16 protein-coding genes are annotated in these 17,825 nt (G+C 61.5%); 7 read left to right on the top strand and 9 right to left on the bottom strand.

The features are described 5' to 3' along the window. Genes FHL07_RS03825 through FHL07_RS03835 form a run of 3 tightly spaced genes read right to left on the bottom strand, consistent with a single transcriptional unit; the run spans window position 1 to window position 4,062 of the window. A complete protein-coding gene (locus FHL07_RS03825) occupies window positions 1–1,395 on the bottom strand; it encodes an efflux transporter outer membrane subunit (protein WP_095025439.1) in 1,395 nt (464 codons plus the stop codon). Between the two features lie 2 nt (window positions 1,396–1,397). Next, entirely contained in the window at window positions 1,398–2,987 is a 1,590-nt protein-coding gene (locus tag FHL07_RS03830) for an MDR family MFS transporter (protein ID WP_095001505.1), read from the bottom strand. Beyond that, window positions 2,980–4,062 carry an HlyD family secretion protein gene (locus tag FHL07_RS03835; protein WP_095018314.1) on the bottom strand — a complete coding sequence of 361 codons (1,083 nt, stop codon included), beginning with the start codon at window positions 4,060–4,062 and terminating at the stop codon, window positions 2,980–2,982. Before FHL07_RS03835 ends, FHL07_RS03830 begins: the two co-directional genes overlap by 8 nt. Before the next feature lie 107 nt (window positions 4,063–4,169). Between FHL07_RS03835 and FHL07_RS03840 the strand changes: the two genes are divergently transcribed. Continuing rightward, a complete protein-coding gene (locus tag FHL07_RS03840) occupies window positions 4,170–4,865 on the top strand; it encodes a CerR family C-terminal domain-containing protein (RefSeq protein WP_095001503.1) in 696 nt (231 codons plus the stop codon). A gap of 84 nt (window positions 4,866–4,949) precedes the next feature. Here FHL07_RS03840 and FHL07_RS03845 read toward each other — a convergent pair whose 3' ends face one another. The 3 genes from FHL07_RS03845 to tauA are packed head-to-tail and all read right to left on the bottom strand — an operon-like array spanning window position 4,950 to window position 7,697. Continuing rightward, window positions 4,950–5,819, bottom strand: a complete 870-nt coding sequence (locus FHL07_RS03845; RefSeq protein ID WP_095020356.1) for an ABC transporter permease subunit — start codon at window positions 5,817–5,819, stop codon at window positions 4,950–4,952. Continuing rightward, window positions 5,819–6,655 (bottom strand): taurine ABC transporter ATP-binding protein, encoded by an 837-nt coding sequence (locus tag FHL07_RS03850; RefSeq protein WP_095001501.1) that lies wholly within the window; start codon window positions 6,653–6,655, stop codon window positions 5,819–5,821. The genes FHL07_RS03845 and FHL07_RS03850 overlap by 1 nt, the downstream gene beginning before the upstream one ends. A 43-nt stretch (window positions 6,656–6,698) precedes the next feature. After that, window positions 6,699–7,697 (bottom strand): taurine ABC transporter substrate-binding protein, encoded by a 999-nt coding sequence (gene tauA, locus FHL07_RS03855; protein ID WP_095001500.1) that lies wholly within the window; start codon window positions 7,695–7,697, stop codon window positions 6,699–6,701. A gap of 184 nt (window positions 7,698–7,881) precedes the next feature. Between tauA and pdxR the strand changes: the two genes are divergently transcribed. Continuing rightward, window positions 7,882–9,399 (top strand): MocR-like pyridoxine biosynthesis transcription factor PdxR, encoded by a 1,518-nt coding sequence (gene pdxR / locus FHL07_RS03860; protein WP_138738126.1) that lies wholly within the window; start codon window positions 7,882–7,884, stop codon window positions 9,397–9,399. 98 nt (window positions 9,400–9,497) lie between these two features. On the opposite strand, the gene FHL07_RS03865 is transcribed toward pdxR, so the two are convergent. Then, window positions 9,498–10,808, bottom strand: a complete 1,311-nt coding sequence (locus tag FHL07_RS03865) for an aminotransferase class III-fold pyridoxal phosphate-dependent enzyme (RefSeq protein ID WP_130871875.1) — start codon at window positions 10,806–10,808, stop codon at window positions 9,498–9,500. A 191-nt stretch (window positions 10,809–10,999) separates the two neighbouring features. Between FHL07_RS03865 and FHL07_RS03870 the strand changes: the two genes are divergently transcribed. Both FHL07_RS03870 and FHL07_RS03875 read left to right on the top strand, forming a co-directional pair. Further along, the gene (locus tag FHL07_RS03870) at window positions 11,000–11,737 is read left to right on the top strand and encodes a sulfite exporter TauE/SafE family protein (RefSeq protein WP_138738127.1); all 738 of its coding nucleotides are present in this window, start codon (window positions 11,000–11,002) and stop codon (window positions 11,735–11,737) included. Window positions 11,738–11,757: 20 nt separating this feature from the next. Beyond that, window positions 11,758–12,516 (top strand): SDR family oxidoreductase, encoded by a 759-nt coding sequence (locus FHL07_RS03875; protein ID WP_095020360.1) that lies wholly within the window; start codon window positions 11,758–11,760, stop codon window positions 12,514–12,516. Here the strand turns inward: FHL07_RS03875 and FHL07_RS03880 are convergent. Together FHL07_RS03880 and kdgR are read right to left on the bottom strand one after the other, a co-directional pair. Then, window positions 12,452–13,294 (bottom strand): hypothetical protein, encoded by an 843-nt coding sequence (locus tag FHL07_RS03880; RefSeq protein ID WP_095001495.1) that lies wholly within the window; start codon window positions 13,292–13,294, stop codon window positions 12,452–12,454. The two genes, FHL07_RS03875 and FHL07_RS03880, sit on opposite strands and share 65 nt — an antisense overlap. Window positions 13,295–13,446: 152 nt before the next feature. Then, complete coding sequence (kdgR, locus tag FHL07_RS03885) at window positions 13,447–14,232, bottom strand: DNA-binding transcriptional regulator KdgR (RefSeq protein WP_095018322.1); 786 nt, start codon at window positions 14,230–14,232, stop codon at window positions 13,447–13,449. Between the two features lie 211 nt (window positions 14,233–14,443). On the opposite strand from kdgR, the gene FHL07_RS03890 reads away from it, so the two are divergent. The 3 genes from FHL07_RS03890 (at window position 14,444) to FHL07_RS03900 (ending at window position 17,766) form a co-directional block, all read left to right on the top strand. After that, window positions 14,444–15,445 (top strand): sugar kinase, encoded by a 1,002-nt coding sequence (locus FHL07_RS03890; protein WP_095001488.1) that lies wholly within the window; start codon window positions 14,444–14,446, stop codon window positions 15,443–15,445. A gap of 4 nt (window positions 15,446–15,449) precedes the next feature. Next, complete coding sequence (gene manD, locus FHL07_RS03895; protein WP_095001487.1) at window positions 15,450–16,661, top strand: D-mannonate dehydratase ManD; 1,212 nt, start codon at window positions 15,450–15,452, stop codon at window positions 16,659–16,661. 76 nt (window positions 16,662–16,737) lie between these two features. Next, a complete protein-coding gene (locus FHL07_RS03900; protein ID WP_095018323.1) occupies window positions 16,738–17,766 on the top strand; it encodes a Zn-dependent oxidoreductase in 1,029 nt (342 codons plus the stop codon). Window positions 17,767–17,825: the final 59 nt, after the last annotated feature.

Below are 17,825 nucleotides of genomic sequence, written 5' to 3' on the forward strand. Positions count from 1 at the left end.
TCAGGTCGGGGAACGCCACCCTAACCCAAGACTCTTTTGCAGGGCTATGTAGTCCTTGATCAACTGACCGTCACTGTGAACCCGGTCCTGTTCGGCGCGGTAGCGGGTGCGTTCGGCGTCCAGCCAGTCGAGCACGCTACTGGTACCGGCGCGGTATCGCTGTTCGGTCAGGGTGGATGCGCGTACGGCGCTGGTTTCGACCCGGCCCAGGGTGCCCCTGCGCTGGCGTTCGTTACCGTAGCGGGCCAGTGCCACATCGGCATCGCGCAGGGCACCGAGCACGCTGCTGCGGTACCTGGCCAGGGCCTCGTCGCGTCCGGCTTCGGCCTGTTTGACCTGGGCCTGCACGCGGCCAAAGTCCAGCCAGTTCCACTGCAGATAGGGGACACCCAGGGCGCTGAGGTTGTCCTTGCGCAACAGATGGCCCGGCGCGCTGGCGCTGAAACTCAGGGAGCCGAACAGGCTGACCCTGGGAAATGCCGCCGCCTTGTGTTCTCCGATCTGCGCGGTGCTGGAGGCCAGCCGGCGTTCTGCAGCGCGGATGTCGGGGCGCTGTTGCAGCAACTGCGCCGGGTCACCGATATTGACCATGGCGGGCAGTGCCGGCAGCGCGGCTTCGGTGCCCAAACGGGTGTCCAGGGCGCCGGGCTCGAGACCGCTGAGCAAGGCCAGTTCGTCGAGGGATTCAATCACTTCCAGCTCCAGGGCGATGGACGCGGCACGGGTGGTTTCGACCTGGGTGGCGATGCGTTCACGGTCCAGTTCCGAGGCGGTTCCCTGGGCCAGGCGCTGCCCGGTAAAGTCCAGCAACTGGCGCTCAAGCTGTTCGGACTGGCGGGCGATGCGCAGCCGCTGTTGCTGGTCGCGCAGGCCGATATAGGCCTGGCCCACTTCAGCGGCCAGTTGCACATGGGCGTCGGCCAGATCCGCCTGTACGGCATCTGCTTCGGCACTGGCTGCTTCTACCGCGCGGCGGCTGGCGCCGAAAATATCCAGCTCCCAGCTGGCATCGAAACCGCTCAGGTACAGGTGGGTGGCGTCGGTCTGGCTGTCACCCGAGCCGGTGTAAAGCGCCGCTGCCGTGGCCGAGCTTTTGGGCATCTGGTTGCTGCGTTTTTCCGCCAGTCCGGCGCGGGCCTGGCGTAACCGCGCGGCGGCCGCTTGCAGATCGGGGCTGTGGCCCAGTGCACTGTCGATCAACTGGTTGAGCACCGGGTCATTGAGGTCGCGCCACCATTCGGCAACCTGTGCTGTTTGCGCCTGGGTGCCAGCCACCTGACGGGCAAAGTCCCTGTCTTGCAGGTGGCTGTCGGGTGCCGCGTGATAGTCCGGGCCCAAGGTGCAGCCCACCAGCAACAACGGACCCAACAGGCTCAAGGGTTTGCAAGCGATCATGGTCAGTGTCCTGTGTTCAATGGCGTACCGGCAGGCGGTTTTTTTAGAAAGAGGGCGAGGGGCAGACACAAAAGCAAGGCGATGCCGAGCACGTAGAAGGTTTCGCTGTAGGTCATCACTTGCGCCTGAACCTGGATCTGCCCGGCCAGTTGACCCAGTGCCTGGAGCTGGGCATGGGCGAGATCGCCGTGCTCAGCGAAAAAGCCCTGGGCGGACGCTGCAAGCTGAGTGTGAGCTTCGACCGACTGTACGCTTACGGCATCGCGCAAGGTGGCGTCATGGAAGCTGCTGCGCCGCTCGATAAACGTCCCCAGCAGCGCCAGCCCCACCGAGCCGCCGAGGTTGCGCGCCATGTTGTAGATACCCGCAGCCTCACCCGCCTCGTGGGCCGGCACGCAGCTCATGGAGGCCTGATTGAGCGGCATCATCGCCATTACCTGGCCCAAGCCCAGCAGCAGTTGGGTGCGAGTGAAATTCTCGCCCACGCTGTCGGCGGTCAGCCCCATGGCCAACAGGCAACTGCTGGCCAGGCAACCGAGGCCAAGCATGACCATGATGCGGGTATCCACGCGGCCAAGCAGGCGTGGCAAAACAGGCATCATCAAAAACGCCGGCAAACCCGACATCAGCATCACCGCTCCGGATTGCTGAGCATTGAAACCGGCAATATTGCTCAGAAATTGCGGCAGTACAAAAGCCACGCAATACAGTCCGCAGCCCACCACAAATACAATCGCGATCACGCTGGCAAAGCGCGGATTGAGCAGGAGTTTCAGACGCACAATCGGCGTCTTCGACAGCCTCTGGGCAATCAGCAGCAAGGCGATCCCGGACACCGCCAGCAGGCTCAGGCCGATGATGTGCGAAGACTCGAACCAGCGCTCGCGATTGCCTTCTTCGAGTACCACGGTCATGGCGCTAAGGCCCACGGTCAGGCCGATAATCCCCAGCCAGTCGGCCTTGATAAACGCTTGCCAGTTGCTCGGGCTTTTTTTCAGACCCTGACTGAGCATCACCAGCAGCAAGGCGCACACCGGAATGTTCAGAAAGAAACACCAGCGCCAGCTGAAATTTTCGGTCAGGGTGCCGCCCAATACCGGGCCCAGCAGTGGCCCGAGCAGTACGATCAGGCCGAACATTGTCATGCCGATGGGCATTTGATGGCGCGGTAAGCGGGTGGCCACCAACACCTGCGCCGTGGGAATCATGGCCCCCCCGGCAAAGCCCTGGCCGAGCCGGCCAATGACCATCTGCGGCAAGGTTTCGCTAATGCCGCACAGGATCGAAAACAGACTGAACAGAATCGCGTTGCCGATCAGGAAATTGCGCAGCCCGAACACCCGTGTCAGCCAGGCGGTTAACGGGATCATGACAATTTCAGCCATCAGATAGCCGGTCGAGATCCATGTGCCTTCGGTGCCAGAGGCGCCAATCTGGCCCTGAATCTGAGGCAGGGCGGCGTTGGTGATGGAGATGTCCAGCGTGGCCATCAACGCGCCCAATGCGCCAGCAAAGACCACAATCCAGTCGCTGGTACTGGCGTTTGCCCGGGGCGGTTGCAGCGCTGCGGATGCAGCAACAGCACTAGCCACGATGGGTGTCGACGTCGACAGTGGCCGACAGCCCCGGCATCCACTCAATGCCTTTATCGGCAGAGGGGTTCAGGCGAATGCGCACCGGCACCCGCTGTACGATCTTGGTGAAGTTGCCGGTGGCGTTGTTGGACGGCAGCAGGGCGAACTGTGAGCCGGTACCGGGCGACAGGCTTTCAACCACACCCTCAAATTTTATCCCCGGCCAGGCATCGATATGCACCGCCACGGTCTGGCCGGGGTGCATGCGCTCGATCTGGGTTTCCTTGAAGTTGGCGGTCAGGTAGACCTCATCGAGGGGCACTATGGTCATCAGGCGCGTTCCGGGTTGCAGGTATTGGCCCACCCGCACCGAGCGGCTGCCGACGCGGCCGGCCAGGGAGCTGTAAACCACGGTGTCCTGTTCATCAAGCTTGCTTTGGCGGGTGCTGGCCTGGGCGCTGGCCAGTTGTGCACGGGCTTGTTCAATGGCGGCGCGCTGGGTGTGCAATTGGCGCTGGGCAACGTTCAGTGCCGCCGCCTGGGCAGCCCGCCTTGCGCTGGCCTGACGCAGGGCGTTGCGCAGCTCGGCCATGCGCTCCTGCGTCTCGGCGCCACTTTCGGCCAGGGGCGCGTAGCGTTTGACCTGGGCGGCGGCGTACTGCTCGTTGGCGCTTTCGCCTTCCAGCTGCGCCTGCACCTGGGCAATGGACGCGCCGTGCTGTTCAAGCTCGGCTTCGCCCCGGGCAATATCGGCCTCGGCTGCGCGAATGGCCGCTTCGGATTTTTCCCGCGCAGCCTGATAAGTCCGCACATCGAGGCGCACCAGCGGCTGGCCGACGCTGACGTTCTGGTTGTCGCTGACATACACCTCGCTCACCGTGCCTGCGATCTTGGCGGCTACGCTCAGGCTGTCGGCCTGCAGGTAGGCGTCGTTGGTGCTTTCGATAAAACGCCCCACATTCCACCAGTGTGCACCCCATATGGCAGCACCCAGCAGCGCGCCCAGGCCGAGAGCACCCAGCGCCAGGGTTTTACCAGGCTGCCGTTTGGGCCTGATCTTGATCGATGGGTCTAGGGCCTGATGTGCGGTCATGGTGCTCTCAATTGTTATCGGTTGTAACAATTATTGCGATCGGTAAAATTATGTCAATCGATATAAATTCAGGCACACTCCCGTCTTCATCGATCAAGGAGAAGCCCATGACCACGATTCACCGGCGCCGACCTGCCAGCGAAGGCGGCTATACGTGTGGGGATGAAACCAGTGCGCGAATTATCGAAGCGGCCCTCAACCTGTTTGGCGAGCGTGGCTACGAGGGCGCTTCGACCCGCGATATCGCCGAATTGGCGGGGGTTAATGCACCGGCGCTCAATTACTACTTCAAGAACAAGGAAGGGGTGTATAGCGCCTGCACCGAGTACATGGTGGAGCGGATCTGGGATTACCTGGCGCCGACCATCGAAGCGGCCCAGGCGCTGCTGGGCACGCGGCCGGACACCGAACAGCTGATCGACACCTTCTGCGCCATCCAGAGCAAGATTGCCGAATTCATGCTGGTGTCCAACCGTACCAACAGCTGGCGCAAGTTCTATGCGCGGGAGCAGGCGGGGCTGGGCCCCAGCGCCGGTGAAGAAATGATCAGCCAGCGTATAGGCCAGCGCATTATCGGCGTGACCAGCGGAATCATTTCGCGGCTGATGGGCCCGGATGCCAGTGATGAAGAATGCATCCTGCGCTCCATGACCCTGACCGGGCAGTTACTGCCGTTTCACCTGACCCGCACCAGCTCGCTGAAGTCACTGGGCTGGGACACACTGACGGCCGAGCGTTACGCCATGCTGATGGGCATTGTGCGCGAGCAGACCGTGACCCTGTTGCGCGGGTTGGTGCGCTAAGACCTGTAACTGTGGGAGCGAGCCTGCTCGCGAACGCCCTTCGCGAGCAGGCTCGCTCCCACTGGGCCGGCTACGGGTTTTCATTTACCCCCGGCCCTTCCACGGCACCAGTTTGCGCTCCAGCCAGCGCATGCCCAGATCGAACAGCAGGGCCAGCGCTCCGATCACCAGAATGCCCATGATCACCACATCAGTGGCCATGAACTTGGACGCCGTCAGCACCATAAAGCCCAGCCCGGCCGTGGCCGCGACCATTTCGGCAGCCACCAGGGTGGTCCAGCCAAAGCCGATGGCGATGCGCATGCCGGTCAGAATTTCCGGCAGGGCTGCCGGCATGATCACCTGCCTGAGCACTTGCCCGCGGCTGGCGCCCATCGAATAGGCCGCGTGGATCTGCTCAATGGCCACCGACTTGACCCCGGCCCGGGCACTGAGTGCCAGCGGGGCAAACATCGCCAGGTAGATCAGGAGGATTTTTGAGCCTTCACCGATACCCATCCAGATCACCACCAACGGCAGATAGGCCAGCGGCGGCAGCGGGCGGTAAAACTCCACCAGTGGGTCGAACACGCCTCGGGCCACCCGATTGACCCCCATCAAAATACCCACCGGGATTGCCGTCAGCACCGCCAGCGCAAACGCGCCAAACACCCGCAGGGCACTCCAGCCGATATGTGTCCACAGGCTGGCATCGGCAAACCCGTCGCGGCTGACATCCACGATCTGCGCCCATACCGCCTGGGGCGAGGGCAAAAACAGCGGCTTGATCCAACCGCCATTGGTGGCGAAAAACCACAAGGCGAACACGACACAAATCGTGCCCAGGCTCAGCCCCATACTGGAGCCGTTGCCCGGTGCGCCATATTGCTCGCCCGGCTTTGCCGGCGCGGCGCGGCGCAGTTCATGGAGGGTGCGCAGCACGGCATTGCGTTGTTTTTCGTCCAAAAGGCTCATTACGCTGCCTCCTCGTCACCGTGGATGATGCTCAGGATCTGCTCGCGCAGGGCGATGAAATCGGGGCTGGATTTTACGGCGCGAGCGTCGCGGCACTTGAGAAAGCGCTGGCCGAAATCCACCGAAAACTCGTGGGTGATACGCCCCGGGCGTGGCGACATGATGATCAGTCGGGTGGCCATAAACAGCGCTTCTTCGACGTCATGGGTGATAAAAAACATCATCTTTTGCGTGCGCTGCCAGATCTCCAGGATCAGTTCCTGCAAGCGTTCGCGGGTCAGGGCGTCCAGTGCGCCGAGGGGCTCGTCGAGCAGCAGCATCTTCGGGTCATTGGTCAGGGCGCGGGCAATCCCGACACGTTGCTGCATGCCGCCCGACAGCTGATAAGTGGCGTGATCGCGAAACTCCGCCAACCCGGTCAACTGCAAAAAATGCAGGGCACGTTCTTCGCGTTCGACCTTGGGGATACCGCGCAACTTGAGACCGAAGGCCACGTTGTCGATCACATTCAGCCACGGCAGCAGCGCATGTTTCTGGAACACCACACCGCGTTCTGCGCCGGGGCCGGTGACCTGGTCACGCAGCTCGGCGCCGTCGATGCGCTCGGGCACCTGGCCGTGATAGTCGCCCAGGGTAATTACCCCGCTGCTGGGCTGGATAAACCCGGCCATCAGGTTGAGCAGTGTGGTCTTGCCGCACCCTGAAGCACCCAGGGCGACGACAAAATCACCGGCGGCAATGTCCAGATTGACCCCGGACAGAGCCCTTACCGGCTGACCCTTTTGCTGCCCGGGGTAGAGCACCGACACATCATGAATTTTTAGGCTGAGGGGCATGGCGTGTTCCTCGTCAATTAACTTGATGCCCTGTGGGAGCGGGTTATTGGGCGTTTTGCACAAACGTCGGGTTGATCGCCGCGCTGTAGTCAGGCAGCAAGGCCGGGATTTTCTTTTGAGCTTTCAAGAACTCGGCGGTGGCGGCCAGTGCCTTGGCAGCGCCACCGCCCAGCCACGTCGGGCCGGCCTGTTCGCTGGCCAGCGGGAACTGGTACAGCGCCAGCACCGGTGGTACTTCTTCAGGTTTGGCCCCGGACTGCTTGGCCACGTTGATGACCTGCGGCGAGTCGGCGGTCCAGGATTTTGGCGCCTTGACGTAACCCGCGGTGCTGTCTTGCAGCACCTGGGTGAACGCCTGCATGCCGGGGCCGTTGGCGGCAGCGAATTGTTTATCTACCACCAGGCCGTCGAAGGTGGCCTTGCCCCAGTCGGTCAGTTGGCCCGAGGTCAACAGCACATGGCCGCTTTGCTTGAGACGGCCCAGGGCCGGATCCCAGATAAACGCCGCGTCGATATCACCGCGCTCCCAGGCTGCGGGGATATCCGAAGGTTGCAGGTTGATAACCTTGACCTTGCCGGTCAGGCCGAACTGCTCAAGGGCAAACAACGCGTGAAAGTGGGTTGTGGAAACAAAGGGTACGGCGAGGGTTTTGCCGGCCAGGTCCTGTGGCGCGACGATACCGCTGCCATTGCGTACCACCAGCGCCTCGGCATCGGCAATGTTGTCCAGAATCCAGAACAATTGCGCATCCACACCGCGGCTCACGGCGGCGGCAATCGGGCTGCTGCCGGCGACCCCGATCTGCACATCGCCCGAGGCCATGGCCATCATCACGTCGCCGCCGCTGTCGAAGTTGCGCCACTGGATATCCCAGCCGGTGGCTTGCTCGAACTGCTTTTGCGCGATGGCGTCTTTCCAGGGCGCAAACATGCTTTGCACGCCGATGGTCACGGTCTGAGCGTGGGCAGTGGCTACCAGGCTCAGAGCGGTAAGGGGCAACAAGACGGTGCGACGGATCCATTTGTTCAGGGGCTTGAGCATGGTGAGACTCCGGGCTGGGGGATGTCTGTGTTTTTGTCAGCCCGATCTTAGGCGCTGGCTCGGCGCTTGCTTTAGATCCAGTTGCTGCAAGCTGTGGTGCCAGAGGTCGTTGCAGGCCTTGTGTGGCAAGGGTTGTAGCGCATTGGGTGCGCCATGACGGGGCGCCGGGCCAGGAGCTTGAACCATGTTGGAGCGTTATTTTCGACCCTTCGAAGCTGGCCGGGGCTTACAGGAGCAACTGCGCGAGAGCTTGCTCAGCGCGATTCTGGACGGTGCCATGCCGCCCGGTGAGCCGATGCCGTCATCGCGCAAGCTATGTGAGCTGCTCAACGTGTCGCGTAATACTGTGGTGCTGGTGTATGAGCAGTTGGTGCAGGATGGTTATCTGATCCCATCGGACCGGCGCGGTTTCTTTATCAACGAGAAGTACCTGCGCCAGCAGCTCAATGTCAGCCTCAAACCCGCCACGCAAAAAATCTTCGAGCGCCCCGACCATGCACCGGACTGGGAGGCGCGCCTGCAAAGCAGTTCGTCGCAGTTGCGGGCCATCGTCAAACCGCGCAACTGGCGTGAGTATCGCTACCCGTTTATCTATGGTCAGGTCGAGGCGGATGAGCAAACCGCTGCCCGCTGGCGCGACTGTTCGCGCATCGCCAGCACCGGCGCACATATGCGCAGTTGGGTCGATGATCAAGTGATGCTCGACGATCCGCTGCTGGTCGAACAGATTGTCCAGCGTGTGTTGCCCAAACGCGGGATCAGCGTGTCGACGCAGGAAGTGATGATCACCATCGGCACGCAGAATTCGCTGTATATGCTCGCCAGGCTGCTGGGCCGCCCGGGGCTGGTGATGGGGCTGGAGGATCCGGGCTATGTGGACGCGCGCAATATTTTCAGCCTGAGTGGCTGCGCGTTGAAACCGCTGCGCATTGATCGCCAGGGGCTGGTGGTCAATGAGCAACTGGCCGACTGCGAGATGGTGTTTTGCACGCCCAGCCATCAGTCGCCCACTGGCGTGACCATGCCGCTGTACCGACGCCTGGAGCTGATGGCCAGTGCCCGTGAAAATGACTTGTTGATCATTGAGGACGATTACGAAAACGAACAGAATTTTTTGGGCAGCAACCATCCGGCTTTGAAGAGTTTTGATGACAGCGGACGGGTGATCTATCTGGGCAGCTTGACCAAAAGCCTGCTGCCGGGGGTACGGTTGGGATTTATTGCCGCGGATGCCGAGCTGATCCATGAACTGCGGGCGCTGCGCCGTTACATCTACCGGCATCCGCCGTCGAACAACCAGCGTACGTTGGCGCTGTTTTTATCGATGGGCCATTACGATGCCCATGCCCGGCGGTTGCGCGATCGGCTGGCGCGCAAGTGGCGGGTGATCAGCCGGGCCATGGCCGAGCATTTGCCGCAACTCAATGCCAGCGGCATGGCGGGGGGCTCGTCGCTGTGGGTCAGTTGCCCGCCGGATGTGGATGCCTGGGTGTTGCAGCGGCTGGTGGCCAGGCGTGGTGTGTTGATTGAGCCGGGGGATATTCATTATTTGAGCGAGCCGCGCCCGCTCAACTGCTTTCGGCTGGGCTTCGGGGCGATTGCCGAAGAACTGATCGAGCCGGGGATTGCGGCGCTGGGTGAAGCGTGGCGCGAGCTGAAAGCCCCTCACCTCAGCCCTCTCCCAGAGGGAGAGGGCGCTTGATGGGGGGTGATCTCGCAGCCGCGTGCGGTCAGTTCTGCCTTTGCTTTTAGTCCCCTCTCCCTCTGGGAGAGGGCTAGGGTGAGGGACTTGCTTTAGCCTTACAAAATCTCCCGCCCCAACGTCTCTCTCAACACTTCAAACATCGCATCCAAATCCGCCCGCCCAGTCACCAGCGCCGGGGCAAAGATGATCGCATCCCCGGTCGTTTTAACATGCAGCCCGGCGTCATACAGCGCCCTCTGCACCCGCGCACCTTTGGCTCCCGGCGCATCCCCCGGCGTCAGCTGTATTCCGCTGAGCAACCCATAACCGCGCAAGTCGCTGACTTGTGGCAGGCCTTGCAACCCGCTCAGGCACTCCAGAAAATACGGCGCCAGTTGCGCGCCCTTGGCAAACAAATCCTCATCCCGGTAAATATCCAGCGAAGCCAGCGCTGCCGCACAGGCCACCGGGTGCCCGGAGTAGGTATAACCGTGGAACAGTTCCGGGCCGCCACCTTTGCTGGCATTGATCACTGTGTCGTAAACCGCCTCGTCCACCGCCACGGCACCCATCGGGATTGCCCCATTGGTCAGGGCCTTGGCCAGGGTGATGAGGTCCGGCTTTACCTCAAAGCTCTGTGCTGCAAACGCCTGGCCGGTGCGGCCAAAACCTGTGATGACTTCATCGAACACCAGCAAAATCCCATGTTTGTCACAGATGTCGCGCAGGCGCTTGAGGTAGCCCACAGGCGGCACATACACGCCGATGGAACCGGCAATCGGCTCCACAAAGCAGGCAGCAATGCTGTCGCCGCCATGCATGGCGATGATCCGCTCCAGGTCGCTGGCCAAGTCGGCGCCCTGCTGCGGTTCGCCCAACTGAAAGCGCTGGTCCTCTTGCCAGGTGTGACGCATATGGCTGACGTGGGGCAGGCCGCCGGTGGCGAAGGCCTGGCGGTTGCGCATCATCCCCGACAGGGCCACGCCGCCAAAGTTGACGCCGTGATAAGCCCACTCGCGGGACACAAACCGGGTGCGCTGGGCTTCGCCGCGGGCACGGTGATAGGCCAGGGCGATTTTCATCGCGCTGTCCACCGACTCGGAGCCGGAGTTGGTGAAAAACAGTTTGTTCAGGCCAGCAGGCAACAAGTCGCTCAAGCGTTCCGCCAGCTCGAAAGACAACGGCGAAGCCCGTTGAAAGTGCGGGGTGAAATCCAGGGTCAGCAATTGCTTGCACACCGCCTCGGCGATCTCGGTACGGCCATGGCCGGCAGCGCTGCAAAACAACCCGGAGCTGCCATCGAGCAGTTCGCGGCCCTCGGCATTCCAGTAACGAACGCCCTCGGCGCGGACGAACAACTGCGGTGCGCGGTGAAACTCACGGTTGTCGGTAAAAGGCATCCATTGGTGGTTCAGATTCGTCGCCATGCATGTCACTCCTGAGGGTCGGTCCGGTGCGGCCAGTTGCTCGCAGACTAGTCACGGCCGGGGGCAATCCTTAGATCCAGATGGGGTTTTCGATAGGGCCAGTTCTGGCCCCATCGAAAGCCCCGACTGGATCTAAGCCCCGGGGCGCGCGGCTGACTACAGTGGCGCCATTGAGCACCCTGGAGCAGCGTATGAACCCTGAAGCAAGTTGGGCCCTGAGTGCGCTGTGCGTACTGGTGGCGGCTGTGGTGCGCGGGCTCACGGGGTTTGGTTTTGCGGCCATTGCCGTGGTCGGGCTGGCGATGCTCGGGTCGCTGCAACAGGCGGTGCCGCTGGTGCTGATTCTGGAAGTGGGGTCCAGCGTGATGCTGTTGCGCAGTGCCTGGCGCGAGGCGCATTACCCGCTGCTCAAACGCCTGCTGCTGGCGGCCGCGTGTGGAGTGCCGTGCGGTATCTGGTTGCTGACGGGTATCGACAGCGGTGGGCTGACAGTGGGGGTCTACCTGTTGGTGGGGCTACTGGCGATTCTGGGTCTGGCGCGTATTCGCCTGCCGATGGGCGAGGGTCGCGTCGGTGCCTGGCTGGTGGGGGGCAGCAGCGGGGCGTTGATCGCCGCATTCAGTATTGGCGGGCCGCTGGTAGTGGCGTGGCTCAGCCACTGCGGGTTGCGGGCCCGGGCGTTGCGAGCGACGCTGATCATGTTCTTTTTTGCCGTCGATCTTGCGGCGCTGGCCGGGCTGGCGGTGGCTTTGGCCATCCCCCCCGGCACAGGCCGGCAGGCATTGCTGATGCTGCCTGCGCTGCTGCTGGGGCTGTGGCTGGGGCAACAATTGTTCGCGCGTATCCAGGCCGAACAGGCCGCCCGTTTTACCCAATGGCTATTGCTGGTGCTGGCAGGCGTTGGTCTGCTGGGCCGGTCGTGGTCCTGATCGATCCCAAGGAGCTGTCTATGATGCCGACTGTTTTTATTACCGGTGCCACGTCCGGTTTTGGCGAAGCCTGTGCCCGTCGTTTTGCTGCCGCAGGCTGGTCGCTGGTGCTTACCGGTCGCCGGGCCGAGCGCCTGCATGCACTGGCTGACGAGCTGTGTGCGCAAGCCAGAATCTTGCCGCTGGTGGTGGACGTGCGTGACCGTGTCGCGATGGAGCAGGCCATTGAACATCTGCCTGCGGAATTCAGCAGGTTACGCGGGCTGATCAATAATGCCGGGCTGGCATTAGGCACCGCGCCAGCCCCCGAGTGCTCGCTGGATGACTGGGAGATCATGGTCGACACCAATATCAAGGGCCTGCTGTACAGCACGCGCTTGCTGCTGCCACGGTTGATCGCTCACGGTGCCGGGGCAGGCATCGTCAATCTGGGGTCTATTGCCGGTAACTGGCCGTACCCTGGCAGTCATGTGTATGGCGCGAGCAAAGCCTTTGTGCGGCAGTTCTCATTGAACCTGCGCTGTGACCTGCAGGGTACCGGCGTGCGCGTCACCAACCTTGAACCTGGCCTGTGCGAGAGCGAGTTTTCGCTGGTGCGCTTTGCCGGGGACAAGGCCAAATATGATTCGGTCTACGCCGGCGCCCAGGCGATTCAGCCAGCGGACATAGCCGAAACGATTTTCTGGATTCTCAACCAGCCGGCGCACATCAATATCAACAGCCTTGAGTTGATGCCTGTGAGCCAGTCGTGGAACAACTTTGCGATTGAGCGGGCTTGAGCCCGGCTTTCCAGGGCGTGTACTCGACGCGATAAAACGCGCTGCTCATGCCCTGGGTGTTGGGCACAAAGCCCGGCATGGCGCTCAAGTCCAGTTGCTTGCAGCGCTGAACCAGTCCTGCAAGCAACCCATCGTCCTGCCTGAACTCAGAAGGGCGCATGGCGTGCGGATCAAGGCTGGCGGCACATTCGCGCACCTGGCCGGTGCTGTCAGTCATCATCATCAGCGTGGCGACACCAATGCTGTCGATGGGCATCGGCGCGAGCAGTTGCTTGAACAAAAAGTCGTTTTGCGCCTTGTCCTGCAAGGCCGCATCGCGCCGTGCCCGGGTCTCGGGGGAAAGCCCAACCAATGGATACACCAGAACCGGCGCCACGACACTTGCCGTCTTGCTCTTGGGGTCGATCAGTGACGAGGGCAGCTCGGGGAACACCGCTGTCCAGCAGATCGACCGCAGGTCCAGAGCCAGCTTGCGATTGTAGGGGTAAACCCTGGCATCCACTTTCTTGTTGGGTTGAGTGCCGCAGCCAATGATGCGGTTCTTGTCATCGAGGGTCAGCATCAGATTGAAACTGCCATCGCGCCCTTGGGCATTAGCCAGGTCGCCCTCACGGGCGAGCACACTGCTGATCAGTTTTTCATACACACCGCGTTGTACCGCCTGCTCCTTTTCCTGGGCTTGGGTGAGCTTGGGCGGGCTATCGGGGTCAATGGTCGCTGACTGGCAACCTGCAAGCAGCACCGCTGTCAGGGCGAGGGGGAAAGAGGGTTTGAACATGACGATCCTTGTGCGAGAGGCTAACCGGTGGAGTCCTTGCCGTTTTTTAAACGGCGGGCAGTTTATCGCATTCAAGGTGTTTATTGCAGTTGGGTTGTATTCGCGTTAGCGCAGGGGCTGCGCTTTACCACACAGCGCAACAGCCCCCTACTTTACCCTTGCGGATGCCAGCCCAACTGACTTGAAACCTGCTGCGAGGCTTCCATCAGTTGTTTGACGTAGTCCTGTTTCAGTTCCTCACGAAAGCGAAAACATGGGAAGGACACGCTCATGCCGCCAATCACATGGCCGAAACGGTCGCGGATGGGCGCTGATAAACAACGCATGTTGTCTTCAAATTCTTCATGGTCTTCGCCATAACCCTGCTGGCGTACCACAGCCAGTTCCTGCAGGTATTCGTCGATGCTGGTGAGGGTGTTGGCGGTACGCCGCTCGAAGCTCTCTTCGCGCAAATGTGCCAGCAACTCATCCTCTTTCAGCCAGGCCATCAGCACCTTTCCGATGCCGGTGCAGTACAGCGGCGCCCGACGGCCGATACGCGAATACATGCGCAGGTTGTATTTGGAGTCGATCTTGTGCACGTAGACGATGCTGCCTTCGTCGAGGATGCCCAGGTGCACGGTTTCCCCGGTCAGTTCGTTGATCCGGCGCATCCCCGGCTCGGCTTCGCGCACGATATCCAGATGGGGCAGGGCCTGGGCACCCAGTTCGAACAACCGCACGCTCAGGCGGTAGCGGTCTTCAGCATCCTGAACCACATAACCACGGGCCTTGAGCGACTGCAAAAAGCGATAGACCGTACTTTTTGACATATCCAGTTTTTGCGCGATTTCGGACACGCCACTCTCTTCCGGGTGCTCGGCCAGCGCTTCAAGCACGGCCATGGTGCGGCCGACTGCAGAGACCAGTTCATTGTTCTGGGTGGTGCTGTTGTCCATGAAGGCTCCAACGCAAATGAAAAAAACAAGGATATACCGTAGGGAAACGAAACGCTGTTTCATTTTTCTTGACGGTGCGGGGATTTTGATTAAACTCGCCCTCAAGCAATGAAATGAAACGCCGTTCCGAAAATAATAATCAGCTCGATGCAAGGACACGATCCGTGCCTGTATCGACGCCAAGCGACCCATAAAAACAAGGCGCGAAGTGATGACGGTAACCCTCGGGCATTGCCCACAGGCCGATTTGCCCCACCCCCGACGAGTCGCTCTGGTGGGCGAGTGCATGATTGAGATGCGCGGTCTGCCAGGAGCGCTTTTCAGCCAGACCTTTGGCGGCGATACGCTCAATGCAGCGGTCTATCTGTCACGTCTGGGGGCTGGCAACGGTATTGTTGCCGACTATGTAACCGCCATCGGCGCAGACGCTTTCAGCGTTGCCATGCGCCAGCTCTGGCGTGATGAGGGTGTCGGCGATCAGCATGTGCGAGTGATCAAGGACGCGCTGCCCGGTTTGTATTTCATCCAGACCGATGACCAGGGTGAGCGCCGCTTTGCCTACTGGCGCGGAGAAGCCGCCGCCCGACGGGTTTTCGACGGACCAGAAGCCGATGACGTACTGCGCGCCCTGGCCGACTACGACTATGTGTACCTGAGCGGCATCAGCCTGGCGATCCTCACCGCCGGCGGCCGCGAGCGCCTGATGCAGGCCCTGGGCCAGGCTCGCCAGAGCGGCACGCGCATTGTCTTTGACAACAACTACCGCCCACACCTGTGGCCAGATGCGTCTTCTGCACGCAAGGCGTACAGCGACATGCTGCGCCTGACCGATCTGGCGCTGATCACCTGGGAAGACGATGCTGCGTTGTTCGGCTATGCCGATCCCGAAGCCCTGTTTGGCGCCTATGCCCGGTTTGGTGTGGGCGAAGTGGCTCTCAAGCGTGGTCCGGCTTCGTGCCTTATCCAGTGCCCGACCGGGCGTTTCGAGGTGCCCGCCGAACAGGTGCGGCAGATCGTCGATACCACGGCGGCAGGCGACTCTTTCAGTGCTGCGTACCTTGCCTGCCGCTTGCAAGGCGGTGAGCCGCAACAGGCTGCGCGCTGGGGGCACACGCTGGCCGCAGAAGTGGTGCAGCATCCCGGCGCGCTGATTCCCGCAGCGGCCATGCCAAGCCTGAACATGCCTGTATTTTCTTCTGTCGCCGAGGCCTGAACCGATGAAAATTGTTGAAGCACGCGTGATTGTCACCTGTCCGGGTCGCAACCTGATTACCCTGAAAATCGTCACTGACGAGGGGGTCTACGGCATTGGCGATGCGACTTTGAACGGCCGCGAAATGGCGGTTGTCGCCTACCTCGAAGAACACGTGCTGCCCGCGTTGATCGGGCGTGATGCGCGACGTATCGAAGACATCTGGCAGTACCTTTACCGCGGTGCCTACTGGCGCCGTGGCCCTGTGACCATGACCGCCATTGCTGCCGTTGACGTGGCACTGTGGGACATCAAGGCCAAGGCAGCCAATATGCCCCTGTACCAGCTGCTCGGCGGCAAAAGCCGCGAGCGGGTAATGGTGTACGGGCATGCCACGGGCAAGGACATCGAAGGCTGCCTGGCCGAAGTGGCCCGTCATGTGGAACTGGGCTACAAGGCGGTGCGTGTGCAATGCGGCATTCCGGGCATTGCCACCACCTATGGCGTGGCCAAGCGCAGTGGCGAACGCTATGAACCGGCCGACAGCGACCTGCCAGCAGAGCATGTCTGGGACACCGCCAAGTACCTCAATCATGTACCCAAGCTGTTTGCCGCCGTGCGCGAGCGCTTTGGCGATGACCTGCACATCCTGCATGACGTTCACCACCGCCTGACACCGATCGAAGCGGGGCGCCTGGGCAAGGCTGTGGAGCCTTTCAACCTGTTCTGGCTGGAAGACTGCACCCCGGCAGAAAACCAGGAGGCATTTCGACTTATCCGCCAGCACACCACAACCCCGCTGGCGGTGGGTGAAGTGTTCAACTCGATTCACGACTGCCGCGAGCTGATTCAGGAACAACTGATCGACTATATCCGCGCCACCCTGGTTCACGCGGGCGGTATTACCCATGTGCGGCGGATCGCCGACTTTGCCGCGTTGTACCAGGTGCGCACCGGCTTTCATGGCGCCACCGACCTGTCGCCGGTGACCATGGGCGCGGCGCTGCATTTCGATACCTGGGTGCCCAACTTCGGCATTCAGGAGCACATGCCCCACGACCCGCTGACTGATGACGTCTTCCCCCATGCCTATCGCTTTGAGGACGGCCATTTCACCCCGGGTGAAACCCCGGGCCATGGCGTCGACATCAACGAAGAACTGGCTGCCAGGTACCCCTACAAGCGCGCCAGCCTGCCGGTCAACCGCCTGGAAGATGGCACGCTCTGGCACTGGTAATACCGCTTAAAGCTGATTGCTCGACTGTTTAATAACTATAAAAAACGGGGCGTCATGTCCTGGCAGGAGTTACCCGATGAAAGCGTTTCAAGTAAGAGCTCCCTTTGAATTCGGCCTGGCCCAGGTCGATGTCCCGCAACTGTCTCGCAGTGAAGTCAGGGTCGACGTCGCTTATGCCGGAATCTGCGGTTCGGACCTGCACATCATTCACGGGCAAAACGCCTTTGTGCGCTTCCCTCGGATTACCGGCCATGAGTTTTCCGGAGTGGTCAGCGAAGTGGGTGCTGACGTTGCGCAGATCAAGGTCGGCGACCGTGTGTGCATCGACCCGGTGATCAGCTGCGGTACCTGCTACCCGTGCCGCATCAATCGGCCCAATGTGTGCACCCAACTGCAAGTGATCGGTGTGCACCGTGACGGTGGTTTCAGTGAGCAAGTCTGCGTGCCTGCGAGCAATGTTTATCGCCTGCCGGACACTATGTCGCTGAGCCATGCCGCGCTGGTGGAACCGTACTCCATTGCCCTTAACGTGCTGGATCGCATGCAGCCGCACCCCGGCGACAGCCTGCTGATCTACGGCGCCGGGGTGATCGGCCTGACCCTGGTGCAAATGGCCCGGGCATTGGGGCTGACCGACATTACCGTGACTGACGTGATTGACGAGCGCCTGCAAACCGCCCGCGCCCTGGGCGCCAGCCGCACCCTCAACGGCAAGGAAGTGGATGTAGAGGCGACGATGCGCGAGTTGACCCATGGCGAAGGCGTGCCACTGATTGTCGATGCTGCCTGCATCCCGGCGCTGATGCCGCAAATGGTGCGTATTGCCTCACCGGCCGGCCGTATCGGCCTGCTGGGTTTCAGCACCACGCCCACCGATCTGGTGCAGCTGGAAATGATCAAGAAAGAACTGACCCTGGTGGGATCGCGGCTCAACAACCGCAAGTTCGCGCGGGTAATTGAACTGATTGCCAGCGGCAAGTTGCAGGTTCAGGAAATGATCAGCCACCGCATCCAGTTCGATGAAATGCCCGAAGCGATTGCCCTGATCGAAAACCACCCCGAGCAGACCCGCAAGGTGCTGGTGCAACTCAACAGCGCCCTGTAGCCGTTCAGAAGCGCAGCCGCGCTGCGCTTCCGGCGGCTACAGGTCAGGCGTTACGGCTT

This window comes from Pseudomonas sp. FSL W7-0098, from assembly GCF_005930585.1.
Taxonomy (GTDB): domain Bacteria; phylum Pseudomonadota; class Gammaproteobacteria; order Pseudomonadales; family Pseudomonadaceae; genus Aquipseudomonas; species Aquipseudomonas bubulae.